This is a genomic window from Sulfitobacter litoralis, from assembly GCF_900103185.1.
Taxonomy (GTDB): Bacteria; Pseudomonadota; Alphaproteobacteria; order Rhodobacterales; family Rhodobacteraceae; genus Sulfitobacter; species Sulfitobacter litoralis.
Window position 1 is genome coordinate 1 of the sequence record NZ_FNJD01000007.1, and the last position, 20,735, is coordinate 20,735.

At 59.5% G+C, this 20,735-nt stretch carries 17 protein-coding genes; 6 read left to right on the forward strand and 11 right to left on the reverse strand.

Going from position 1 to position 20,735, the window contains the following annotated elements; genetic code table 11:
• Window positions 1-561: 561 nt before the first annotated feature.
• Complete coding sequence (locus BLQ98_RS07340; protein ID WP_093732697.1) at window positions 562-3,996, reverse strand: YhaN family protein; 3,435 nt, start codon at window positions 3,994-3,996, stop codon at window positions 562-564.
• Entirely contained in the window at window positions 3,993-5,222 is a 1,230-nt protein-coding gene (locus BLQ98_RS07345; RefSeq protein WP_093732698.1) for a metallophosphoesterase family protein, read from the reverse strand. The genes BLQ98_RS07340 and BLQ98_RS07345 overlap by 4 nt, the downstream gene beginning before the upstream one ends.
• Before the next feature lie 148 nt (window positions 5,223-5,370).
• Here BLQ98_RS07345 and selD point away from each other — a divergent pair, with 148 nt between their 5' ends.
• On the forward strand, window positions 5,371-7,539 hold the full coding sequence (gene selD / locus BLQ98_RS07350; protein ID WP_093732699.1) for a selenide, water dikinase SelD: 2,169 nt from the start codon (window positions 5,371-5,373) through the stop codon (window positions 7,537-7,539).
• 21 nt (window positions 7,540-7,560) lie between these two features.
• On the opposite strand, the gene BLQ98_RS07355 is transcribed toward selD, so the two are convergent.
• Entirely contained in the window at window positions 7,561-8,052 is a 492-nt protein-coding gene (locus BLQ98_RS07355; RefSeq protein ID WP_093732700.1) for a MarR family winged helix-turn-helix transcriptional regulator, read from the reverse strand.
• A 135-nt stretch (window positions 8,053-8,187) separates the two neighbouring features.
• On the opposite strand from BLQ98_RS07355, the gene BLQ98_RS07360 reads away from it, so the two are divergent.
• A complete protein-coding gene (locus BLQ98_RS07360) occupies window positions 8,188-9,378 on the forward strand; it encodes a hypothetical protein (protein WP_093732701.1) in 1,191 nt (396 codons plus the stop codon).
• A complete protein-coding gene (locus BLQ98_RS07365; protein WP_093732702.1) occupies window positions 9,378-10,613 on the forward strand; it encodes a Zn-dependent hydrolase in 1,236 nt (411 codons plus the stop codon). Before BLQ98_RS07360 ends, BLQ98_RS07365 begins: the two co-directional genes overlap by 1 nt.
• A gap of 29 nt (window positions 10,614-10,642) precedes the next feature.
• On the opposite strand, the gene BLQ98_RS07370 is transcribed toward BLQ98_RS07365, so the two are convergent.
• Window positions 10,643-11,098 carry a prepilin peptidase gene (locus BLQ98_RS07370; RefSeq protein ID WP_093732703.1) on the reverse strand — a complete coding sequence of 152 codons (456 nt, stop codon included), beginning with the start codon at window positions 11,096-11,098 and terminating at the stop codon, window positions 10,643-10,645.
• Between the two features lie 206 nt (window positions 11,099-11,304).
• On the opposite strand from BLQ98_RS07370, the gene BLQ98_RS07375 reads away from it, so the two are divergent.
• Together BLQ98_RS07375 and BLQ98_RS07380 are read left to right on the forward strand one after the other, a co-directional pair.
• Complete coding sequence (locus tag BLQ98_RS07375) at window positions 11,305-12,930, forward strand: DUF4331 domain-containing protein (RefSeq protein ID WP_093732704.1); 1,626 nt, start codon at window positions 11,305-11,307, stop codon at window positions 12,928-12,930.
• 23 nt (window positions 12,931-12,953) lie between these two features.
• Window positions 12,954-13,151: a hypothetical protein gene (locus BLQ98_RS07380; protein WP_093732705.1), complete on the forward strand. Its 198-nt coding sequence runs from the start codon at window positions 12,954-12,956 to the stop codon at window positions 13,149-13,151.
• Window positions 13,152-13,235: 84 nt separating this feature from the next.
• Here the strand turns inward: BLQ98_RS07380 and BLQ98_RS07385 are convergent, their stop codons facing one another.
• The 3 genes from BLQ98_RS07385 to BLQ98_RS07395 are packed head-to-tail and all read right to left on the reverse strand — an operon-like array spanning window position 13,236 to window position 15,783.
• Window positions 13,236-14,105, reverse strand: coding sequence for a type II secretion system minor pseudopilin (locus BLQ98_RS07385; RefSeq protein WP_167354520.1), 870 nt, complete (start codon window positions 14,103-14,105; stop codon window positions 13,236-13,238).
• Window positions 14,106-14,116: 11 nt separating this feature from the next.
• On the reverse strand, window positions 14,117-14,644 hold the full coding sequence (locus BLQ98_RS07390) for a PulJ/GspJ family protein (RefSeq protein ID WP_093732707.1): 528 nt from the start codon (window positions 14,642-14,644) through the stop codon (window positions 14,117-14,119).
• Window positions 14,641-15,783 carry a penicillin-binding protein activator gene (locus BLQ98_RS07395; RefSeq protein WP_093732708.1) on the reverse strand — a complete coding sequence of 381 codons (1,143 nt, stop codon included), beginning with the start codon at window positions 15,781-15,783 and terminating at the stop codon, window positions 14,641-14,643. The genes BLQ98_RS07390 and BLQ98_RS07395 overlap by 4 nt, the downstream gene beginning before the upstream one ends.
• A gap of 20 nt (window positions 15,784-15,803) precedes the next feature.
• Between BLQ98_RS07395 and BLQ98_RS07400 the strand changes: the two genes are divergently transcribed.
• Window positions 15,804-16,436: a hypothetical protein gene (locus tag BLQ98_RS07400; RefSeq protein ID WP_208596031.1), complete on the forward strand. Its 633-nt coding sequence runs from the start codon at window positions 15,804-15,806 to the stop codon at window positions 16,434-16,436.
• On the opposite strand, the gene gspF is transcribed toward BLQ98_RS07400, so the two are convergent.
• Genes gspF through gspL form a run of 4 tightly spaced genes read right to left on the reverse strand, consistent with a single transcriptional unit; the run spans window position 16,433 to window position 20,698 of the window.
• Complete coding sequence (gspF, locus tag BLQ98_RS07405) at window positions 16,433-17,650, reverse strand: type II secretion system inner membrane protein GspF (protein ID WP_093732710.1); 1,218 nt, start codon at window positions 17,648-17,650, stop codon at window positions 16,433-16,435. The genes BLQ98_RS07400 and gspF overlap by 4 nt on opposite strands.
• Window positions 17,650-19,182 (reverse strand): GspE/PulE family protein, encoded by a 1,533-nt coding sequence (locus BLQ98_RS07410; RefSeq protein WP_093732711.1) that lies wholly within the window; start codon window positions 19,180-19,182, stop codon window positions 17,650-17,652. The genes gspF and BLQ98_RS07410 overlap by 1 nt, the downstream gene beginning before the upstream one ends.
• A complete protein-coding gene (gspM, locus tag BLQ98_RS07415) occupies window positions 19,179-19,634 on the reverse strand; it encodes a type II secretion system protein M (protein WP_093732712.1) in 456 nt (151 codons plus the stop codon). Before gspM ends, BLQ98_RS07410 begins: the two co-directional genes overlap by 4 nt.
• On the reverse strand, window positions 19,631-20,698 hold the full coding sequence (gene gspL, locus BLQ98_RS07420; RefSeq protein WP_208596032.1) for a type II secretion system protein GspL: 1,068 nt from the start codon (window positions 20,696-20,698) through the stop codon (window positions 19,631-19,633). The genes gspM and gspL overlap by 4 nt, the downstream gene beginning before the upstream one ends.
• Window positions 20,699-20,735 lie beyond the last annotated feature (37 nt).

The following is a 20,735-nucleotide window of genomic DNA, read 5'->3' on the forward strand; positions in this document are numbered from 1 at the left end:
CTTAAAGTTACCAAAGTAACGAAAAGCCGTCCAAACAGTGAAGCTGACACCGAATAATCGCTAAACACATAAGTGCGTCGCTATCGGCGCGATATGAAGAGGTTGATCCATCGAATGAACCAAACCGCCCACATATCTCTTCAGATATCAAATTTTCAAAGAGCGTTGAGACAAAAGAAACCAAGATGCGCCGTAAAACTTTCAGCGCGCCCCGCCTCTATTACCTCTGAATTTCCCCGCTACGTAAGCTCCGAACCTCAGCTCGTCGTCCCCGTCTAGCGCCCCGTGTCTGCTTGTCTGCGTCTCCGGTAAGGGGCGTTCTAAGGTTTGTTCCAAATACCCGCAACCCCTTTTTTAGGATTTTCGCATTTTCGTCAAAAAACCTTCACAAACGCCTGTTTTATTGGCCTTTCGGGCCTAGGATATTTTCAGGGCCGACCAGTTCTAGAGCTCTAGCTACGCCAAAAACGCGCCTTTCGCCGTCAACCCACCACCTGAAGTTGCATTTACCCGAGGAATCGCCGACTCGCTCCGCCAAAACGTCGTGAATCCGTTCGCGACCTATAACGCGTGAACCGTCACATCCGTTCCGCACGCTTCTTTCGCGAGGTCGACCACATGCTGGTGGTGGGTCAGGTATATAGCCTGCCCTTTTTTTCCGACCCGCTGCATTAATCGGCATGCAGCGCGGGTACGGTCCTCGTCGAAGGTTTCGAACACATCATCACAGAAGAACGGCAGCACCGTTCCAGTAGACGCCATCTGCTCGTATGCCGCTGCCCGCAAAGCAAGATACAGCTGGAACCGCGTGCCCTTTGACATGGCGGCCGCTTCTTTAGATACGCCGTCATCTGCCTGAACCGCCATCAAGACATCGCCCTGCGGGCCAGGCTGCGTCGTGAGTGCGCGATATGCGCCTTGGGTAAGATCGCTGAACGCCTGCTCGGTGGCGGCTAGCATACTACTGCGATGGGTGTCTCGGTAGCGGCGGATCGCTTCCTCGGCCAGCGTGTGACCAAAGCGTCCTGTGAGATAGCGCAGCAGTACGGCCTGCATCTGTTCTTCTACTGTACGCTTTCGCGAGGTCAGTGCTGCAATATCGCCATCCCCGCCCACCGCGTCCAATGCGGCCTGCGCGCGGGCCCGGGTTGCAATCGCGCCATCCAGCTCAGTTTCGAGCCGCGACAGATCGCCGGCAAGATCCGCAACCTCCGCCTTGGCCTGCTCTATCGGGGTGGCTGCCAATATATCATGCGCCTGCCCCCAGGTGCCGACATTAAGCGCCGCGCGTATCCGGCTCAGGACATCGGCGCTTTGGTGGCGCAATGCAATAGCTTGCTGCGCGGTCGCGGTCGCGCGGCGCAAGGCATCCAGCGTCGAGGTGTCGATCATACTATCAAACGCGCGCGCCAGAAGATGAGCCTGATCGTCAAGCACGGCGATCTCGCGCTGTGCCTCCTGCACTGCCTCTTCCGCATCCGCTGTCCGTGCGGCCAGATCACGGCGACGGGTTTCTGCCTGACGGGCCGCCGTCACCGCTGTTTGCAATGCGGCATAGCGGATCAACGGCTGTTCTTGTGCGGTAGCACCGCCATCCAATGCATCCAGCCGTTCAATGAAAGCTGCGCGATCAAGCTTGATGCCCGCAATCTGTCGCTGGACGCCCACCATCCGAGCGTTGACCTCGCGCAGACTGCGCAATCCGGTCAGACCGTTCCATGTATCCACATCTGCATCAAGCGCGGGCAGATGTTCAGCGACGCAGCTGCGCCAGTGGTCCAGCGCGTCGGCGACCGCGGCTTGCGCTTTTTCAGACGCGGCCGCGCGGCGCGCCGCTTCGGTGCTGGCGTGCCTCATAGTGGCTTGCGCCAGCTTTTGGGCGTTCTGATGTGCGTGCAACGCGGTGATCTGCGCCTTGGCCATTTGCACAACCGTCCGCAAGGAGGCTTCCCCAGCGTGTAGACGGGCGGCAAGATCGTCGCGCATCTGGTCGGCGTCGCGCAAAAGCGCGGCATGGCTCTGCGCAATCGTCTCGCACTTTTCTGCTGCACTTTGCGCCGTTTCAGCATCGCGCAGCCAGTCTAACAACTCCTCAGCCGAGAGGGTTTCAGGCAAGCCGATTGACTGTAGATGCGACCTCAGCTCGGCCGTCAGCTTTTGATGTGCGGCCTCTGCCCTATCGCGTTGAGCTGCGGCAGCTGCATGGGCCTCGCCGGTCTCTATCACCCTGCGTTCTGCTTGCCGCATTTCCGCAAGAGACTGACTTTGGCCGGCACGCAGAGAGGTTTGCGCGTCATCCGCCTGCATCGCGGCTTCAAAAGCCGTGGCCGAGGTCCCATCCAACACTTCTTTATGCACCGCCCAAAGCGCATCCCGCTTCTGGCGGCCACGGGCGGCGGCATCATCGCTTACCAAGTCAGGCGTTGCGGCAACGCTGCGCTGTGTTTCGGCCTGTGCAAGCCGGTCGGCCGCGGCGATTTCAGCCTGCTCGGCCGCACGCAGGGCAAGCTGCGCATCGGTTAAGCTTTGCGCCAGCGCTTGCGCCCGACGTGGGGAGACAGGGAGCACCGGCACCGCATCAAACGTTACCCCCTGCCGCGTCAATCGACGCAGGGATGTATCCGCCTCTTGCCGCGCCGTTGCCAGGATGCGCAGGGCATCACTATATCTACCTATTAAATCCTCGGCTTCGACCTGAAGGAACAGCCGTTCGATATCCGGATCAACGGCGGTCTCTTGCTCTGTTTCATTCAAGGCACGGGTTGCATCTTCGTGTCTGTCGCGTGCGATTGCAGCCTCGCCCTTTGCGGTCTTCAGATGTTTGCGCGCATCGTCCAGCTGCACGCGCGCGTTCTCGAGCGTTGCGAGAGCAGGATCGGCGAGGATGAACTGCGCTAAATCACCGTCGGCGGCGAGGCCCAAGGTGGCCAGCTTGCTGCGCATGTCGGCCGTATCGTGCAACAACTGGGCTTCGCGTTTCGGCAGATCGGACTGCCCGGCCTCTACTTTGCTCTTCGCAAACGCAAGCGCATCCACCTCGTCCCCTCGGGTCAGATCGGCTGCATCCACAGTTATTGCATCATGTTGCGCGCGCAAGGTGCCGGCCTCGGTGGCAGAGCGTTCGAGCTTGGCAACAAGCGCGATACGTTTGGTCATCATTTTAATCAAGTCTTCGCCATCAAGCTCCAGCACCTCAGGATAATGCGAGATCGGGGTCAGCTGGGCCTGAACTGCCTGCCACTCTGTCGCCAACGGATGCGCTTCCAGAATGGCTTCAAGACAAATTTTCCGAAGTGAAAGCTCGGACCTGGCTCTGCGCAGACGGTCTTCCTCTGCGCGCGCGTCTGTCCGCGCTAGACGCAAATCGCGAAAGGCCAACGCGCTGATGTCGTGCTCTTTGATCTGCTGGACCAGATCCGCATGAGCCGACTTAAGGGCCGCGAATTCGGATTTTGTGCCGCCTTTTAAATAAAGCTCGCGATTGCCCTGCTCTACCCGTCCCAGTACCTGCGACAAATCGCTGATGCCCGCCGCCGCCGAAAAGAGAAGCTTGCCGATATCGCCTTCGCTTTTAGTAATCTCTTCGCCGCCGGCCTCGATGGTTTCATCGTCGAGACAAAGCAGGCTCTGGTATTCTTTTCGCGACACCCCGCGCAAGGCGGCAGACAATAGGGCATCCGGAACCGGTTGGCCCGCATCATCCACAAGGTTTCCCGACCGCTTGGGCAAACGCGCCAGCTGGTGGATCTGCCCGTCGATATCAAGGGTACCGCTCACCCGAAGGTTCGCGCGCGGATGTTTAAAGGCATAGGGCTCGCGTGCAGCAAACCCATACAGCAACCTCAAATATCCCTCCATCAATGTGGTTTTGCCGGCTTCGTTGCGGCCGAAAACGATGTGGAAATCAGACCCGTCAGCGGGGCGCGCCCCAAAGTCCAGCACACGGTCAGTGAAGTGGCCAAAGCGATCAAGCGTCAGCTGTTGCAGCCGCATCATGTCCCCGTCCCCCGCATCTGCGCCGCTATTGCCAGCACCGCGTCGTCGGTAAGCTGCTGCAACAGTGCCTCTTGTGCCTCGGCGTCGGGGGCCAAAGCGCGGCGCTGTTCTGCGGGCAAAAGACCCAGAATTTGGCTCAATTCCTGCCGCAAGCCGTCACGGGATGCCGGTTCTGCCGCGACCTCTGTCATCAGTTGTTGCACCTCGGAAACAGCACTGTCTGCGGCGTCCTGCGATAAAGGCGTCACGTCCAGCGTCATCTTTTCGATCCAGAGCGTGCCGATGCTTTCCGCGATCTCATCCGCTTGGGCGCGCCATGCGTCTGCCAGCTGCCTGAGTTGCCACGCCAGCGATGTTTGCCCCATCAGGCGCAATCGCAAAATCGCCGCGCCCCTCCCTGCCTGCGCCTGCAGCGCCGACCGTAGTGCCGCGCGCATATCTTCATCGGTTTCCACACCGGTCAGATCACAGTCGCACCGCCGAAACTCTACCACCGACGTTGCGACTTCGGACACCGATATTTCTCCGCGCTCGACCGTCAAGAGGGTCGCTGATTTTGGCCCTGCCTCTCCGATATCGCGCCCTTGCGGCATGCCGGGCATGACGACCCAAGGGGTTTCACTGTGCACCGCGCGTTTATGAATATGTCCCAAAGCCCAATAATCAAACCCGGCCCCGACCAGGTCCCCCACCGATACAGGCGCATACAGATCGTGCCCCTCTGCCCCGGCAAGCGAGGTGTGCATCATCGCGATGTTGACCGCGCCAGGTTCGGGCGCGGTGTATTTCGGCAGCAAGCTTTCCGGCGCATGGCGGTCGCGAAAACTGACCCCGTGAATAAAGAGAGGATGCCCCCCCAATTGCACCTTTTCACCCCGCCCCTCGAACACATGAACGTTGGATGGCAGATCAATCTCGCCCGCGATGGGGTTTTCCGCATCGTGGTTGCCCTTGATATAGAACACCTGCACCCCGGCCTGCGCCAATCGGTGCATCTGCGCAGCAAGATAGGCGGCGGTTTTCGCGCTCCGCTCTTGTCCGTCGTACAGATCGCCCGAGATCAAGAAAGCCGCGACATCTTCGTCGATGCAATACTGCACCATCGTTTCAAGCGCTTGCCGGCTTGCACTGCGCACCTGCGCCGCCAAACGGTCGTCTTTCATCGCGAGACTGCGAAGCGGCGAATCCAGGTGCAGGTCGGCGGTGTGCAAAATACGAACGGTCATGGTCAGCCACCTTGGTCGGGGAAACAGATACTGGTCTTGTCACGTAGTTCACATTCCGTTGCAACGGGCCTGCTGAACCTGCTTGCAGCCTTGCCGCTCAGGTCCAGCAGGCTAAGACTGTTTCAACGACGTGAAGGAAGGCCACCCCATGCACCGCAGCGATATCCCCCTGACCCAAGATCTGGTCATGATCGGTGGCGGGCACGCCCACGCGCTGGTCTTGCGCAAATGGGGGATGAACCCGCTGCCCGGTGCGCGGCTGACCGTGATCAATCCGGGCCCGACAGCACCCTATACTGGCATGCTTCCCGGCCATATTGCAGGGCATTATTCACGTGAAACACTAGAGATTGATCTTGTCCGGCTATGCCGTTTTGCCGGGGCGCGGTTGATCTTGTCCCATGCGACGCAAATCGACCGGGAGCAGCGTTTGATCCACGTCGACGGACGCCCGCCCGTTGCCTATGATGTTGCCTCCTTTGATATCGGGATTACCGCCACGATGGATATCCCGGGTTTCGCGACCTTTGGGGTTGGGGCAAAGCCTCTTGATGTTTACGCCCGCCGCTGGCGTGATTTCCTGTCCGCCGTTGAACAGGGTGACACCGCCCCCGAAGTTGCCGTGATCGGTGGCGGGGTGGCTGGTTGCGAGCTCTCTCTTGCTATGGCCCACGCGCTACGCGCCAAAAACATCCAGCCGCGGGTGACCCTGCTTCATTCCGGCCCTTCGCTTTCCGGCCTCGGCAATCTTGCCCGTCAGCGCATCGAAGCAAAGCTTCGTCGCGCCGATATCGACATCTATACCGGTGTCCGGGTGACAAAGGTCGCCGCGGACCACGTCGCCCTGCACGACGGGAAAAAGATCCCGTCGCGATTGACCGTGGGTGCCGCCGGTGCCGTGCCACACAGCTGGCTGAGCCAAACGGACCTACCGCTGAGCGACGGGTTCATTGAAACGACCCCTGATCTGTCGATCAGAGATGACCCCAGCGTCTTTGCCGTTGGCGACTGCGCCGCGATGCCCTTTGCGCCACGCCCTAAAGCCGGTGTATTTGCCGTGCGCGCGGCCCCGGTTCTGTTCCACAATCTGCGTGCGGCCCTGACCAACGGCCCCCGCAAGCCCTTCAAACCACAGAAAGGTTACCTAAAGCTTATCTCCCTCGGAGAAAAATCGGCGTTGGCGGAAAAATTTGGGCTGGCGCTTTCGGGGCCGATGCTTTGGCGCTGGAAAGATCGCATCGATCGCGCTTTCATGAAGAAACTGGACGATCTGCCGCGACCACGGCCTGCCGCATTGCCTGACCTTGTCGCAACCGGTGCACGCGAGGTGCTGGGATCAAAACCCTTGTGTGGGGGCTGTGGCGCAAAAATCGGCAACACCGTTCTAAATGACGGGCTATCGCTGCTGCAACATCCGACCGACGATACCATTCTGTCGACCCCGGGGGATGATGCCGCTGTATTAAGACAACCCGGTGGTGGCTTTCAGGTGATCAGCACCGACCACTTGCGCGCCCTGATCCATGATCCGGCTGAAATGGCACGCATCGCTGCCGTCCACGCTTTGGGCGACATCTGGGCCATGGGGGCGCAGCCGCAAGCAGCCCTGTCGAGCATCATACTCCCCCATATGTCACCGGCGCTACAGTCCAGAACGCTTGGTGAAATCACCGCGGCGGCAAACGATGTGTTCTCTCGTGCTGGGGCAACGATCGTAGGCGGACACACAACAATGGGTGCCGAAATGACCATCGGCTTTACCGTGACTGGCACCTGCACGTCGTCGCCGATCTCTTTGTCCGGCGCGCAAGCGGGCGATGTCCTTGTGCTGACCCAGCCCATTGGATCAGGCGTTTTAATGGCCGCACATATGGAGGGGTCGGCCCGTGGCGCGGATGTTGCTCAGGTCCTGGCCGAGATGACGCAGCTGCAAGATCGTCAAGCGTTTCACCTGCGTCACGCACATTCCATGACCGATGTGACCGGCTTTGGCCTTGCGGGGCATATCGCTGCAATCTGCCGGGCGTCGCATCTAAGTGCTGAAATCTTGGCAGATGCGGTTCCTGTTTATGCCGGTGCGCGCGCCCTGTCAGAGCGCGGGGTACAATCGTCGCTCTTTCAACCCAATATCGAAAACGCCCCGACGCTGGGGCGGCAGGACCCGTTGTTTCACGATCCCCAAACCGCAGGCGGGCTACTGGCGGTTTTGCCCCCCGCAGACGCCGAGGCTGCCCTTTGCAATATGGCTGCCGAAGGGAAAAAGGCGTGGATCATCGGGCGTATGATCGACGGCGAAGGTGCAGTCACGATCCTATGAATACCGCCACCAAACACGCGGCTACATCGTTTTTGAACGGTGCAGGCTGGGGTCAGCTGCGATTTTGCGGCACAGTTTCAGAAAATCCTCCCGCTCGCTATCCGTGAGACTGCCCAGCATCTCGTTCTGCCGGGAAAGCACCTTGGCTTTGATTTCGGCCAACAGCTCTGTTCCTTTGGGCGTCGCATAAAGCAGCTTTGCGCGGGCATCGGCTTTCGAAACCTCTTCGCGGACAAGATCGCGATCGACAAGCAGACGCACGACGCGGCTGATCGAATTCTGGGGCCGCGGAAACAGGTGTTGGATATCCTTGCTGCGCAGACCGGGAAAGGACGTGATCGCATAAAGCGCTGACCATCCGTGCACCGGCATCTGATATTCACGCTCAATATGTCGACTGGTGACCTGATTATTGCTCAACACGATATAGCTCACGGCCAAAAGGTAGCGCAGCTCTGAGCCGAACATCTGATCGAGCATTTCCGTCGCTGGTTTAGAGCCTTCGTTAATCATTAATACCCCCTGCCGGAGTTAAACGAAATTTTATCTTGCAAGATACATCCATATGGAACAATTGTGTCGCGCGAGCGGCCGGACCCATGTCAGTACAGCCCCGACGCGTCTTATCGCCACCAAAGGATTTTCGTTATGCCACAGTTAATTGCCTTCTCTCTACTCGCTGCCATTCTATACATAGGCGATGTGTTGTCGACACGAACGAAGTCCTGGTTGCCGTCGGTTTTCGTCTGCGCGGTCTTGTTTCTTTTGGGCTACTGGACGTTCTTCCCTGCCGATATCGTGGCGATCGCCGGGTTCCAGACGCCGATTGTCTATCTGGCGATCTTCCTGCTGATCACAAACATGGGCACGCTTCTTTCTGTTCGCGAATTGATCGCACAATGGAAAACTGTCGTCGTAGCGCTGTCGGGCATCGCAGGGATCGTCGTGCTGCTGTTCACCGTGGGTCTTTTGGTGCTCGATTGGGAAACGGTCGTCGTCGGTGCGCCCCCGTTGGTAGGCGGCGTCGTTTCGTCCCTCATTATGTCACAAGCCGCCGCAGAGGCCGGACTGACCAGCCTGTCGGTATTGGCCATCTTGATCTATGTGATGCAGGGCTTTGTTGGGTACCCGCTGACCGCCATCATGCTCAAGCGCGAGGGAAACACTGTACTTCGCCGCTATAGAGAGGGCACTTGGCAGGTTCAGGCGGACCAACAAACATCGCCCGTGAACGCCGAACCAGCCCCCGCGCGCTTGTTCGCGAAACTGCCAGAGGCCTATAACACCGTTTACTTCAAATTTCTTCGGCTTGGGCTGGTTGCCCTGCTTGCATGGGGCGTTTCTCAGGCTGTTGACCCGATCTTCACCATCAGCCCCTTCGTTCTTTGTCTGATTTTTGGCGTCATCGCCACCTCGGTCGGGTTTCTCGAGCGTGAACCGCTCCGCTCTGCGAATGCTTTTGGCTTCACGATCCTCATTTTGATGGTGTTTATCTTCGATGGACTGAAACGCGCCACGCCGGATATGCTTGCCGAGCTGGCAGTGCCCATGGTGGGTCTGATCGCCATCGGTATCTTGGGGATGTATATCTTTTCCTTCATCGCGGGCAAGCTGGTCGGAATCAGTACAGCGATGGCTTTTGCCTGCTCCCTGACCGCGCTTTATGGTTTTCCGGCAGACTATGTGATCACCAAAGAAGTCGTGAACGCGTTGACCGATGACGTCGAAGAACGCGAGATCCTGACGGCGCATATGCTGCCGCCCATGCTGGTCGCAGGGTTTGTCACTGTAACGATGGTTTCCGTCGTCATGGCCGGCATCTTCGTGGGGCTGCTGTGATGACAAATTTCGCAAATCCCGACCGCATCCAGTCAATGATTGACGGTCTGGACGCCTTTAACGCGACACCGGGCGAAGGGACGACACGCGCGACATTCAGCCCCGAGTTCCGGCAAGCTAGCGACTATTTGCGCGCCCAGATGGAAAAGGCGGGTCTTGTTGTGCGCGAAGATGCTGTTGGCAACCTCTTTGGGCGACTGGTCGGGCGCGACCCCGCTCTTGCCCCCGTGCTTGTCGGGTCTCATTTTGATTCCGTGCCCCATGGCGGCAAATTTGACGGGCCGGCGGGTGTGATCGCGGGCATCGAAACAGCCTTTCTGTTTCAAGAGCTGGGCATTACCCCCACCCGCTCCATCGACGTCATCGCCATGATCGAAGAAGAAGGGAGCCGCTTTGGAAGCGGCCTCATGGCCTCGCGGTTGCTGACAGGAAAACTGCCCACGCAGCAGCTGTCACAGATCAAGGACGCTGCCGGCATCAGCTTTACAGAAGCGATGCGCAGCTATGGTCTGGACCCAGAACAGCTAGACAACGTCCTCCTGCCCAAAGAGGCGGTTCATGCGTTTCTAGAGCTGCACATTGAACAGGGGCCGGTGCTCGGAGCGCAGGGCGAGGACGTAGCAATTGTTGATAGCATTGTCTGCCTGACACAGCTGCGCGTCCGTATCTATGGGGCCGCAGGCCATGCAGGGACAACGCCGATGAATGCGCGGCGCGATGCGTTGGTCGGCGCGGTCGCGGTCTTGTCAGAGCTTCCGGGCCTTGCGAAGGATATTGGCCAGAATGCCGTGCTGACGGTCGGCAAAGTCGACGTAAAACCCGGCGGTGCCAATGTTATTCCCGACGAGGTGGAATTCACAGTCGACATCCGCGCACCAGAGGAAGACGTGGTACGCCAGCTGGTCGCGCAAACACGTGCGGCAGTGGCGCGGGCAGAAAACATTGGATTTAGAACCGATGTGGTCGAAGACCTGTTCGCCCAGCCGACAATGCTTTCATCCGAGATCCATACCCGTTTAACCAAACATGCAGATCAGCTTCAGCTCAAATCTCGTAGCATGGTCAGTGGTGCCGGGCATGATGCTATGATTATGGCGGATTATGTCCCGACAGGTCTGATTTTCGTCCCAAGCCGGAACGGGGTATCCCATTCGCCTGACGAATGGACGGATTATGATCAGCTGGCCCGTGGGGTTGATGTGATCTTTGCCACCATTCGCGAGATGACGGAGTAAAACGCCGTCCGCAGGGGCGAAAGACGTTACTATACCCCTGAAAAAAGCCCTTTTCCGAACCAGATCAGGAGAAGGGCTCCAGCAATCCAAGGACCAAACGCGAGGCGCTCTTTGCGCCCGTGGCCTGACAGCACTGCGTACCCAAGGGCACCCAGAGCCGACAGAAGAACGACCCAAGGCAAGGCGAGAACCCCAACCCAAGCACCCGCTGCCGACAGCAGCTTTGCATCGCCCAGGCCCAACCCTTCTTGGCCACGGCTGCGAAAATAGACAGCTCCGATCAGCCAGAATACGACATAGCCAAGGATCGCGCCCCAGATCGCCTCCGTCGGAAGGGCACGCTGCGCCAGCGCATTCGTCCCCAGTCCGGCCCAGATCAGGGGAAGAGTATAGTGATCCGGCAAGCGATGTTCGCGCAGATCAATACGCACAAGCTGACCCAAAGTCAGAATCAAAATGATCGAGGACAAGATGAACACAGGCATTCGCGCATAAAACACGGCAGGCAGTGAAAACGCCAGTGTGCCTAGGTTCCAACTAAATGAGATATTTTATCATGACCTGTGAAACTTTCTCGGCGGCGGCACGTGACTCGTTCAATGCGGGTAGTGAATAGCATTTTTCAGCGCGCGCAGGGCGATCCGATGACCGTTGGTCTCGGTACATAAATAAGCCAACTAGGGAGTGGAAAATGACTTTTAACCTTCGTACCTTGTTGCAGGGAAGCTGCGCGACAGCGCTTTGCCTGACAGCAAGCATTGCATCTGCATCATCGCACCGTGAGGCACCGGGTATCACCGAGCAGCCAAAGATCGACGCGACAGATTTCTACATGTTCAAAAGCTACGAGGCAAACCGCGGCGACTACGTGACCCTCATTGCAAATTATCAGCCTTTGCAAGCCCCCTATGGTGGACCCAACTATTTCACCATGGACCCCGACGCTATCTATGAAATCCATGTCAGCAATGACGCCGATGCCGAAGAAGAGATCACCTTTCAGTTCCAATTCGACAACAATCTGAAAGACGGCACTGGTATCCAGCTGGACATCGGCGGCGAGAAAGTCGGTATTCCGTTGCGCGCCGCAGGCCAGATCACAGCCAGCAACCCGACCGCTGCTCTGGGTGAAACCGAAAGCTATAGCGTGACCATGATCACGGGGGACCGTCGCAGTGGCAAAAGAACGTCGCTGTCGCATGGCGGCGGGACGACCTTTACCAAGCCGCTCGACAACGTTGGCAATAAGACCCTGCCTAACTATGCCGAATACGCAAACGCCTATATCTATGACGACGTAAAGATCCCGGGATGCGGAACGGGCCGGGTTTTTGCTGGCCAACGCGCAGAGGCGTTCGCGGTGAACCTAGGCGAAATCTTTGATCTGGTGAATCTGGTGCCAGTGCAGGGACCAGACAATCCGATGTGGTCCCAGTATAACGATCCCAATTCCAACGCGAACGGGATCGTGCAGGACCGCGCCAATGACGACCTGATTGGCAAAGCCAATGTTACAACGCTGGCTTTGGAAATCCCGATCTCCTGTCTGACCCAAGGCGATGAGCCGGTAATCGGGGCATGGACAACTGCCAGCCTGCCACAAGGCGAATTGGAAGATCCGTCGCCCACCTACGAGAAGACCTCGGTTTATGGTGGCGCTTGGGTACAGCAGTCGCGCTTGTCCAACCCGCTGGTCAACGAGGTGGTCATCGGCCTTTCCGACAAGGATCTGTTTAACGCAGCAGAGCCCACAATCGACGAGGCACTGGCAGTCTATGTGACCAATCCGACCCTGCCTGCGCTGCTGGACATTCTGTTCCGCGACGCTTTGGGAGCATCGGGCAATATCGCGCCGTCGAACTTCCCGCGGACCGATCTTGTTACCGCGTTCCTCAGCGGTTTCCCCGGCGTGAACCAGCCTGCTGGTTTCGATGCGGCGACAGACCTGTCTGAAATGCTGCGTTTGAACACGACGTTCCCAGCGACACCTGCGTCCGAGCAGCACACCTTTGGCCTTCTGGCTGAAGACCTTGCGGGTTTCCCAAACGGTCGCCGTCCAGCGGATGACACTGTCGATCTTGCGCTGCGCGTAATGATGGGCCGGTTGTGCCATGACGTGCCTCTGGGGCAGGAGCTTAGCGGTGACCCAAGTGCCGAAGACAACGTAAATCTGGGTCTTTGCGGTGCAGGTGATCCCAACGATACCGCGCCTGCTGGCCAAGTACCGTTGACCGATGGGGCACCTTTGCGCGCCACCGAATTGCAATCCGTGTTCCCCTACTTGAACACACCGATTGCTGGTTCGCCGAACAACTAAACCCATAGAATAGGAGAATTCCGATGTTGAAGAGTATCTCAGTTCTTGTGGTTGTGGCTGGCGTTCTAGTCGCTTGTGGTAGCAGCGGCGCGCTAAACGGCATTTCCAAATTGGGGGCAGACTTTGCGCGCGCCTTCAACCAGGATCGCAATGCCGAGCCGATCTCCCTTGCGGGGGTCACCCTGCCACGGTTCCCGACAAGCGAACCTTTCAACCCTTAGGTTGATCGGCTGCCCTTGAAGGGTACGAGAACAGACAAGAGGCGCGGCGGCTCGAAAGAGTGGCCGCGTTTCGCATTTTATCCCTTAGGGACGGAAGGGCGTTGGGACCGGCAAGGCCCCCTTGGCTGCAAGATGCGCTGAAAAGCTGCGCTCGATCGCATAGGTGTCTTTCTGCCCCAGCCTGTCTTCGCGCAGCAACCGTGATGTCAGAATAACCGTGTTGCCATCGACTTCTGCGCGGCTTTCCACGTCATATACGTCTGACGTGAAACCAATACCGTTCAGCGCGACAATGCCAGCGTCGGTCACGGCCCCGCGCGTGAGGAAACCGTTTTGTTCGCGCCGTTTGACCAACTGTCTCGCGGCGGTTGGCGATCCCAGCACTGCCGCGATCACCGCTTCGCTTGCAGTGTTGATGTTCACGTCCCCGGGTTGCGGCAGCAGGCTGACATGTGGGGCCAGTACCGCGCGCGTCTGCGCGTCCAAAAGCTCGACCTCGGACAACGCGCGTATGGGGCCGCGGCGGGAAATTCGGTCGTTGATGTCCAACGCCACGCTGTCGGGCAAGTCCAGAGATTTGACCAGCCGCGCAAGGATTTGCTGTTGCAAAAGGCGGCCCGCTGCAAGCCCGTTTAGATCAAACCGCGCTTGGGCATCTGATACGCTGATCGCAAAGCTACCCGTCTCTAGTTGCACCTCTTCTTGTGCCGCTAGCGCCCATGGTTCGGCCATATGGTCCGTCTCTGGTGCGACGTCCATATCCCGGCGTAACGCCACGATAATCGAGGTCTCCGCACCCAAGGCCAGCGCCTCGGCTTGGGTCGCCGCGGCCGCACGCTGGGTGCGTTCCATCAGGGTCTCTTGCGAGGTAAACATCAAGACAACGATCGCCGACCCCAAAGCGAGCGCCACCAGCACATTGATCAACACGACGCCGGCGTCGGGATATCGCATACCGGCGTGGTTCATCGGGGCGCAGGACGGGTCAAAGACGAAAGCCGCCTGAGACTGCCAATCGCATCGATGTCCACGCGGATATCCACGGCCAGCGCTTCATTCTCGCCGGCGGGGTCAGGCCACGCCAAATGCCAGTTGCGATCCCTATCAAGCACGCGAAACGTCACCGCGCTCACATCCGGTATCAGGGCTTGCCGCAACAGGTCGTCCGCGTTTCGGGGGCCTATCTCGCGGCTGAGCGTATTTGCATCGTGCAGATATTGGCGTTTGGTCTGGCCATCATGCCCGAGAGTGGACAAGACACCATCCTGAAGCGTCACCGTACGTGGGTCCGCCTGCACAATATCGCGCCCGAAGATCAGCAGTGCCCGGTCCAATTGCGCGAGATGCTCGAGCCGGCCATCGGTGCGTTCGCGCACGCGTAAGATTGTGTCCAACGTGGTAAACGAGGCAATGCCGACCAAAGCAAAGACACTAAGCGCGACCAGCATCTCGATCAGAGTCACGCCAGCCTCTTGATCGCGGATAGCAGTCATGCGCCGGTGGAGCCAATCAGGTTATTCGCGCCGGTTGTCACGCTCAAAATAGCCAGCCCGCGTGCGCATTGTCCGTCCTTTTGGAACCGGTAGGGGCCGACGACACCGTCGAAACCGGCTTCGCGCAGCAGCCCTTTGCGGTTCTGCTGGCCGATGCGCCCAAGGATTCGCGCCATTTCGACGGCATCAAAGGCCAACCCGCCAAGCACGCCCGCTTCGGTTTCACTGAACGCGGTAAAGGCTGTGGCAAAGGCTTCGAAACGAACAGGGTCGGGTGCGGCAAACCAACCATCCTGCAGTGCGTCGATCCGGTAAGGGGTGATAGAGGCCCATTGTTCCGAGCCAAGCAGCTGTATCCCCGCGCCCTTGATCGCCGCGGCCTGTTCTTCAAACGGGCCGCCCACAACGGGCAGATAAACCGCATCCGGAAGCGCACCGCCGTTCGCGGCGCGGATTTTGTCGATCAGGCCAGCGGCGGATGACGCGACAATCGCTGCCGGAGCCGTACCACCTGTCGCCGCGGCGACGGATTGCGCTGCCTGCGCGGACAAGGCACCAAATGGCCCCGGAGGAACAACGGTAACAACATTGCGCTTGCCGCGGGTTGCCGCGAAGCCGAGGATTGATTTCGCTGATTGCTGCGGTGTGATGCCGAATACGAACAGGTTATCTCCGGCGATAGAGCTGTCGTTTGACAATGAAACAACGGGCGTACCGCGCCCGACGGCTTCGGTGACGGCGCGGCTCTGGCCTGAGAAAAGCGGACCAAGGAACATCTTCGCCCCTCCGTCCATCGCTTTTTGTGCGGCAGCAACGGCTGTTTCGGGGCTATCGCCGGCATCGACCACCTCGACCTCGGCCCCCGGTCCGGTCGCGTTGCCGCCAAGGCTTGCGGCTGCCAGCATGATCTGTCCTAATGACGCTCGCGGGCCGGTAAGCGGGGCCAGCAAAACGGCCTGCCCTACCGCATTTTCCGGCGGCAGTTCAGTGTCACCTGTCAAAGACAACCCGCCGCAGCCCGACAAACCAATGAGCGCCGATGACCCACCAAGACCCAACAATACCCGCCGCCGCGACAGAGGGGAAAAGGCACCGGAAGCCACGCTTTCGATGGATTTTATCGGCTGTGCTTTTGGCATCTTTTGCATTCCTCGTTTACGTGACGACATTGATTGTCACCCTCCCGGCAACGGCCTTGCGCCGTATTGCCGTCATCCCTGCTCCGATTACTGACCTGTATGGCGGCCTGTGGGAAGGGCGTGCTGTGCTGGACGGTGGATATTCGCTGGATTGGGACCTGCGCGGCTGGCCTTTGTTCGCTGCACGCGGGGTCGCGGACTGGACCCTGCAAGGGCCCGATACCCAATTGACCGGCGTCGCGACCTTTACCCCAGCATCAATAAGCGCGGCAGATATCGTGGGACGGATCGGGCCCGGTTTGGTCGACCTGATCCCCGGGGCCGCATTGAAAAACTGCACGTCGCAGGCCGTCGTTGATGTGCAGCGGATGAGCTGGCGCAAGGGTGCCGCTGCTGCTGCGGGCGCGGTTCTGATCAGCGAAGGGCGATGCAAAGATCTATTGGGACGCGACACAACAGTGCCGCAGATGACGCTGGACCTGACAACCGAAGGCCGCGACGCCCAAGCCCTGTTGAAGGACCGTGACAGCACGCTGGCCAAGGTCACGGTAACAGGGGAACGGCGGCTGATCGCGCGTATTGAGCCCGAAGGCGCCGTGCTTGTGCCGGGCATGCCGACGAGCGGGCCGATGATCATCGAAATGCCATTCTAGTTCACCAGATTGTTGAGGTTAACGATCGGCAGCAGGATTGAGAGCACCAAAAGCATCACGATTCCCCCCATGATCAGCAGTACGGCCGGTTCAACCAGTGCCACCAGTGCGGCTACCAATGCATTCAGATCGCGCTCCTGATCGTCAGCCGCGCGGGTAAGCGTTGTCCCCAGCACGCCCCCCGCTTCGCCACTGGCGATCATCGCGATCAGCATCGGGGGGAAAACTTTGGCATCGTCCAGCGCCCGTGACAGCGATGTTCCTTCGCGTACGCGTGCCGTTGCTTGCGCCACTTTTTCGCGGATGTGCAAATTCGGCACAGTCTGCGTAGCAGCGGTCAAGGCATCAACAAGCGGCACGCGACTGACGGTCAACGTCGCCAAGGTACCCGCGAACTGCACCGAGTTTGTCTTGAGAGAGAACCCCCGCGTCAGCACCGAACGCGATAGAAACCGATGCCAGCGCAGCCGCATCGCCGGTTGTCGCAGCAGGCTGGCCCCGCCAAGGATGATGGCAGCGAGCACGCCCAACATTACAATCCCCCATGCGTTGATAAAATCGCTTACGGTGATTAACGAACGGGTCAGGAACGGCAGCTCCGCCCCGCGAGAGGTAAAAACGCGCACAATGTCAGGCACGACAAAGGTCAACAGCGCGACGATTACCGCAAGCGAAACGACGGCAAGGATGGCGGGATAAAGCAAAGCAAGCTGCACCGTCTGCCGGTTCTTGGCGCGGGTTTCCACGAAGCCGGACAGATGTTCCATCACTTGGCCAAGCTGCCCCGAGGTTTCCCCCGCCGCGACCGATGCGCGGTAGAAGTCGCCGAACACCTGAGGATACGCGCCAAGCGCCTGCGCAAAGCTGCGCCCCTCGAGCACTGAGGCGCGTAGGTTCAACAACAATGATGTAACGGCAGGCTTGTTCTGCTGGTCTGCCACTGTCTTGAGCGCTTGTTCCACACCGATCCCCGAACCGATCAGCGTGGCAAGCTGCCGGGTCAGTAGGGTCAACGCGCGGCGCGAAATCTTGGCCCTGCCAAAGCCCGCCCCCTTCGTCGCCTTCCCCTTCTTTGCAACTGTTGGTTCAACCGACAGCGGCGCGAGGTTGCGCTGGCGCAGACTGCTGCGTGCGGCGGCGGCACTTGCGGCCTCTATGATCCCCTTGGTCGACTTGCCCGCGGGCGTCATCGCTTCATAGGCATAGGCTGGCATTATTCATCCTCTTGTGATGCGGCAAGCGACACGCTGGGCTGCGGCGGGGCACCGTCGTGGATGGCGCGCGCGACTTCCTGTGCAGTGGTGAGGCCCAAACGCATTTTGGCGATGCCGTCGTCCAGAATGCTCGGGCCGCGATCCCGCGCCGCGGCGATCAATTCTGCCTCGGATTGTCCTTCGTGCATCTTGCGTTCAAGCGCGCCGTCGACCTCGATAATTTCATATAACGGCAAACGTCCGCGAAAGCCGCTATCTTGACAGGTATCGCAGCCAAGCCCTTTTCTGACGATCTCTCCTGGCTTTATCTTATGCCCCAAAAGATCGCTTTCGGCCTGCGTGATTTCGTGGTCCCCCAGACAGTCGGTGCAATTGCGCCGCACCAGGCGCTGCGCGATCAGCCCGCGCAGCATAGGGGCCAGCAAGAAGCGTTCGACGCCCATTTCGACCAGTCGAGAGACGGCACCGATGGCCGTGTTGGTGTGCAAAGTCGAGATGACCAGATGCCCGGTCATGGCGGATTCCACGGCGATCTGTGCCGTCTCGCGGTCCCTAATCTCGCCGACCATAATCACATCCGGATCTTGCCGTAGAATGGCGCGCAACCCTCTGGCAAAGCTAAGATCGGTCTTGGCGTTGACCTGCATCTGGCCAACGCCGTCCATCGTATATTCAATCGGGTCCTCGACGGTCATGATATTGCGCTGCCGGTCGTTCAGCATATCCAGACCAGCATAAAGCGTCGTGGTCTTGCCCGAACCGGTCGGGCCAGTCACCAGCACCATGCCGTCGGGCAGCGCCAGAATACGTTTCAGCACCGTATTATCGCGATCCGACAGGCCAAGATGGTCAATCCCGCGCAGTGTCTGCCCGCGGTCCAAAAGACGCAGCACCACGCGCTCGCCAAATTGAGAGGGGATCGTCGAGATGCGCACATCAAGGTCATACCCACCGACCCGCAACGACACACGGCCGTCCTGCGGAAGGCGCTTTTCAGCGATGTCGAGTTTGCCCATCACCTTGATCCGGCTGACGAGCAGCGGCGCGAGCGCCCGTTTCGGGCTGATCACCTCGCGTAGAATGCCGTCGACCCGAAAGCGCACCAAAAGCCGCCGCTCTTCGGTTTCGATATGTACATCAGACGCGCCTTCCTTGACCGCCTCCAGCAGCAGGGCATTGATCAAGCGCACCACTGGCGCATCGTCATTTTGGGCCAGCAGATCGTCTATCGAAGCGGCCGTGTCCGCCAATGAGGCCAGATCATCGTCTGCATCTGCGGCCACTTGCGCGGCCTCGGACGCGGAATCGCGGTAGATCGTGCCAAGGGCCGCTTCAAATTCGCCAGCCGATATTTCTTCGAATGTCACAGCCGCGCCAGATACGCGTTGCGCTTCGATCAGGGCTTCGAAAGAGGCATCATGGCGGTATTGGCAGTGCGGCTCTGCGCGGTCTTCAGAGACAGATAATAGAATGACCCCTTGGCTTTGCGCGAAACCATAGGAAAGGCGGGTCTGGGTGCTGGCATTGGTCATTGCGACGATCCTAAGAGTAAACGCGCCGAGACACGACCCGGTGCCGGGCGTCGATCCACCTCGAGCGCCTCTACCTTCACGTCGTGCTGCGCTTCCAGATCAGAGAGCCACAGCAATATCGTCGCAAAGGGCGTATCATCCAAAGTGACCCGAATGCTGTCATTTTCAGGCTCAATGCGCCGCAGGGTCAGATTTGCCGCGGATGCCGAGGTGGTGATCCGCGTGGCGAGAGGCGTGTCGTTGAGCGGTGCCACTGCCACGATCGTGTCGAATGACGCAAGCGCAGCTGTGTCCTGAACAAGGCGAAACGCCAGAATATCTGCGCGTGCTTCGGCCTGCGCACGTTGAAGGGGGGCCCAAAAGAATTGATAGCCCGCAACCACGATGGCGAGGGGCAGCACAATGCTCACCAGACGCTTTTCACGCGGGTTGAGCGCGGCAAAAGCTTTCATCCGCCATCCCCCCGCCCGATCCGCATTTCGACCTCTGCACCGCCATCGCCCGCTGTGGCGGCACCGCTGCGCACAGCGAAGCCTGACGCCTCTAGGGTCTGTTCGATGCCTTGCAGGTCATCCAGACCAGGGCCCTGCATGAGCACCACCAACGTATTTTCGGTTGCGCCCCATGCCATGCGCCTGAAACCAACCGGCGCGTCCGTCAGCACGCGTGAGATATCGCTGAGCAGGGGCAAAAAGCTGCTTTCCGTTGCAACCACCTGCGCGGGCGTCAGGCGTGCCAGAACGGGTCCGACCTCTCGGGTTAGGGTCATGCCGGGCAGGATGTCCGATATGGCCAGCTCTGCGGCGCGGCGCTCTGTCTCGGCGACTTGACGGAGGGAGCGCACGTTGAAAGCCGCGACGGCCAAATGCAGCACCAAGGCGGAAACCACGGCGGCGGCGGCCCATTTCCACGCAGCCAATCCGCGCGCTGCAGCGTTGCGCGGCCGAGCAAAACTAAAGGCCGCGTCCTTCGGGTCCGGTGGCGGTGGGGCGTCCGACAGGTCTTCGGCTGGAAGAGCACCACCCAATGGTTCGCCGAGCGCGCGCAATGACGGTCGGCCAGCGCGTTGCCACAAAAGCGGTAGCATATCCACATTTGCTGCAAAGCCCGTCCCGTCCGAGCAGCGCACAACCGCGCGATTGCCTTCTCTCCAGACAGCCCAAACGGGACCGGCATCGAAAGGAGGCCGCGGGATAAGAAGATATTCGGGGAGGTGCGGCGCATCTTCCTGTGTCACCTGCGCCATCACATCATTGGACAGGACAAACGCCAGATGATCCCCGGACGCGGCACCGGAAAGCGGGCCCTGGACGATCTGCACGGACTGCAGCGGGGCGGCGACCCGCTCTTCGACGGCAAAGGTGATCAGCGCCTGCCGTTGCCGCGCGTTGGATTTGGGGACATGAACGATAAAGCTGCTGACATGTTCTGCGCTGACCAGTCGGGCGGCCAGCCCATCGACCTGTGGGCAATAGAGTTCGGCACGTGCAACCATGGCCAAATTTTTCGTCGTCAAAGGCACCCTCAAAGCATCAGACGCGGGCAGCCGTACA

Bases quoted from the DNA above. Each gene is read 5' to 3' on its own strand.
- BLQ98_RS07345 (WP_093732698.1), bottom strand. From the start codon at position 5,222: ATGACCGTTCGTATTTTGCACACCGCCGACCTGCACCTGGATTCGCCG.
- BLQ98_RS07360 (WP_093732701.1), top strand. From the start codon at position 8,188: ATGCCACAGTTAATTGCCTTCTCTCTACTCGCTGCCATTCTATACATA.
- BLQ98_RS07370 (WP_093732703.1), bottom strand. From the start codon at position 11,098: ATGCCTGTGTTCATCTTGTCCTCGATCATTTTGATTCTGACTTTGGGT.
- BLQ98_RS07365 (WP_093732702.1), top strand. From the start codon at position 9,378: ATGACAAATTTCGCAAATCCCGACCGCATCCAGTCAATGATTGACGGT.
- BLQ98_RS07340 (WP_093732697.1), bottom strand. From the start codon at position 3,996: ATGATGCGGCTGCAACAGCTGACGCTTGATCGCTTTGGCCACTTCACT.
- BLQ98_RS07355 (WP_093732700.1), bottom strand. From the start codon at position 8,052: ATGATTAACGAAGGCTCTAAACCAGCGACGGAAATGCTCGATCAGATG.
- gspM (WP_093732712.1), bottom strand. From the start codon at position 19,634: ATGAAAGCTTTTGCCGCGCTCAACCCGCGTGAAAAGCGTCTGGTGAGC.
- BLQ98_RS07380 (WP_093732705.1), top strand. From the start codon at position 12,954: ATGTTGAAGAGTATCTCAGTTCTTGTGGTTGTGGCTGGCGTTCTAGTC.
- selD (WP_093732699.1), top strand. From the start codon at position 5,371: ATGCACCGCAGCGATATCCCCCTGACCCAAGATCTGGTCATGATCGGT.
- BLQ98_RS07410 (WP_093732711.1), bottom strand. From the start codon at position 19,182: ATGACCAATGCCAGCACCCAGACCCGCCTTTCCTATGGTTTCGCGCAA.
- BLQ98_RS07375 (WP_093732704.1), top strand. From the start codon at position 11,305: ATGACTTTTAACCTTCGTACCTTGTTGCAGGGAAGCTGCGCGACAGCG.
- gspF (WP_093732710.1), bottom strand. From the start codon at position 17,650: ATGCCAGCCTATGCCTATGAAGCGATGACGCCCGCGGGCAAGTCGACC.
- BLQ98_RS07395 (WP_093732708.1), bottom strand. From the start codon at position 15,783: ATGCCAAAAGCACAGCCGATAAAATCCATCGAAAGCGTGGCTTCCGGT.
- BLQ98_RS07390 (WP_093732707.1), bottom strand. From the start codon at position 14,644: ATGACTGCTATCCGCGATCAAGAGGCTGGCGTGACTCTGATCGAGATG.
- BLQ98_RS07385 (WP_167354520.1), bottom strand. From the start codon at position 14,105: ATGCGATATCCCGACGCCGGCGTCGTGTTGATCAATGTGCTGGTGGCG.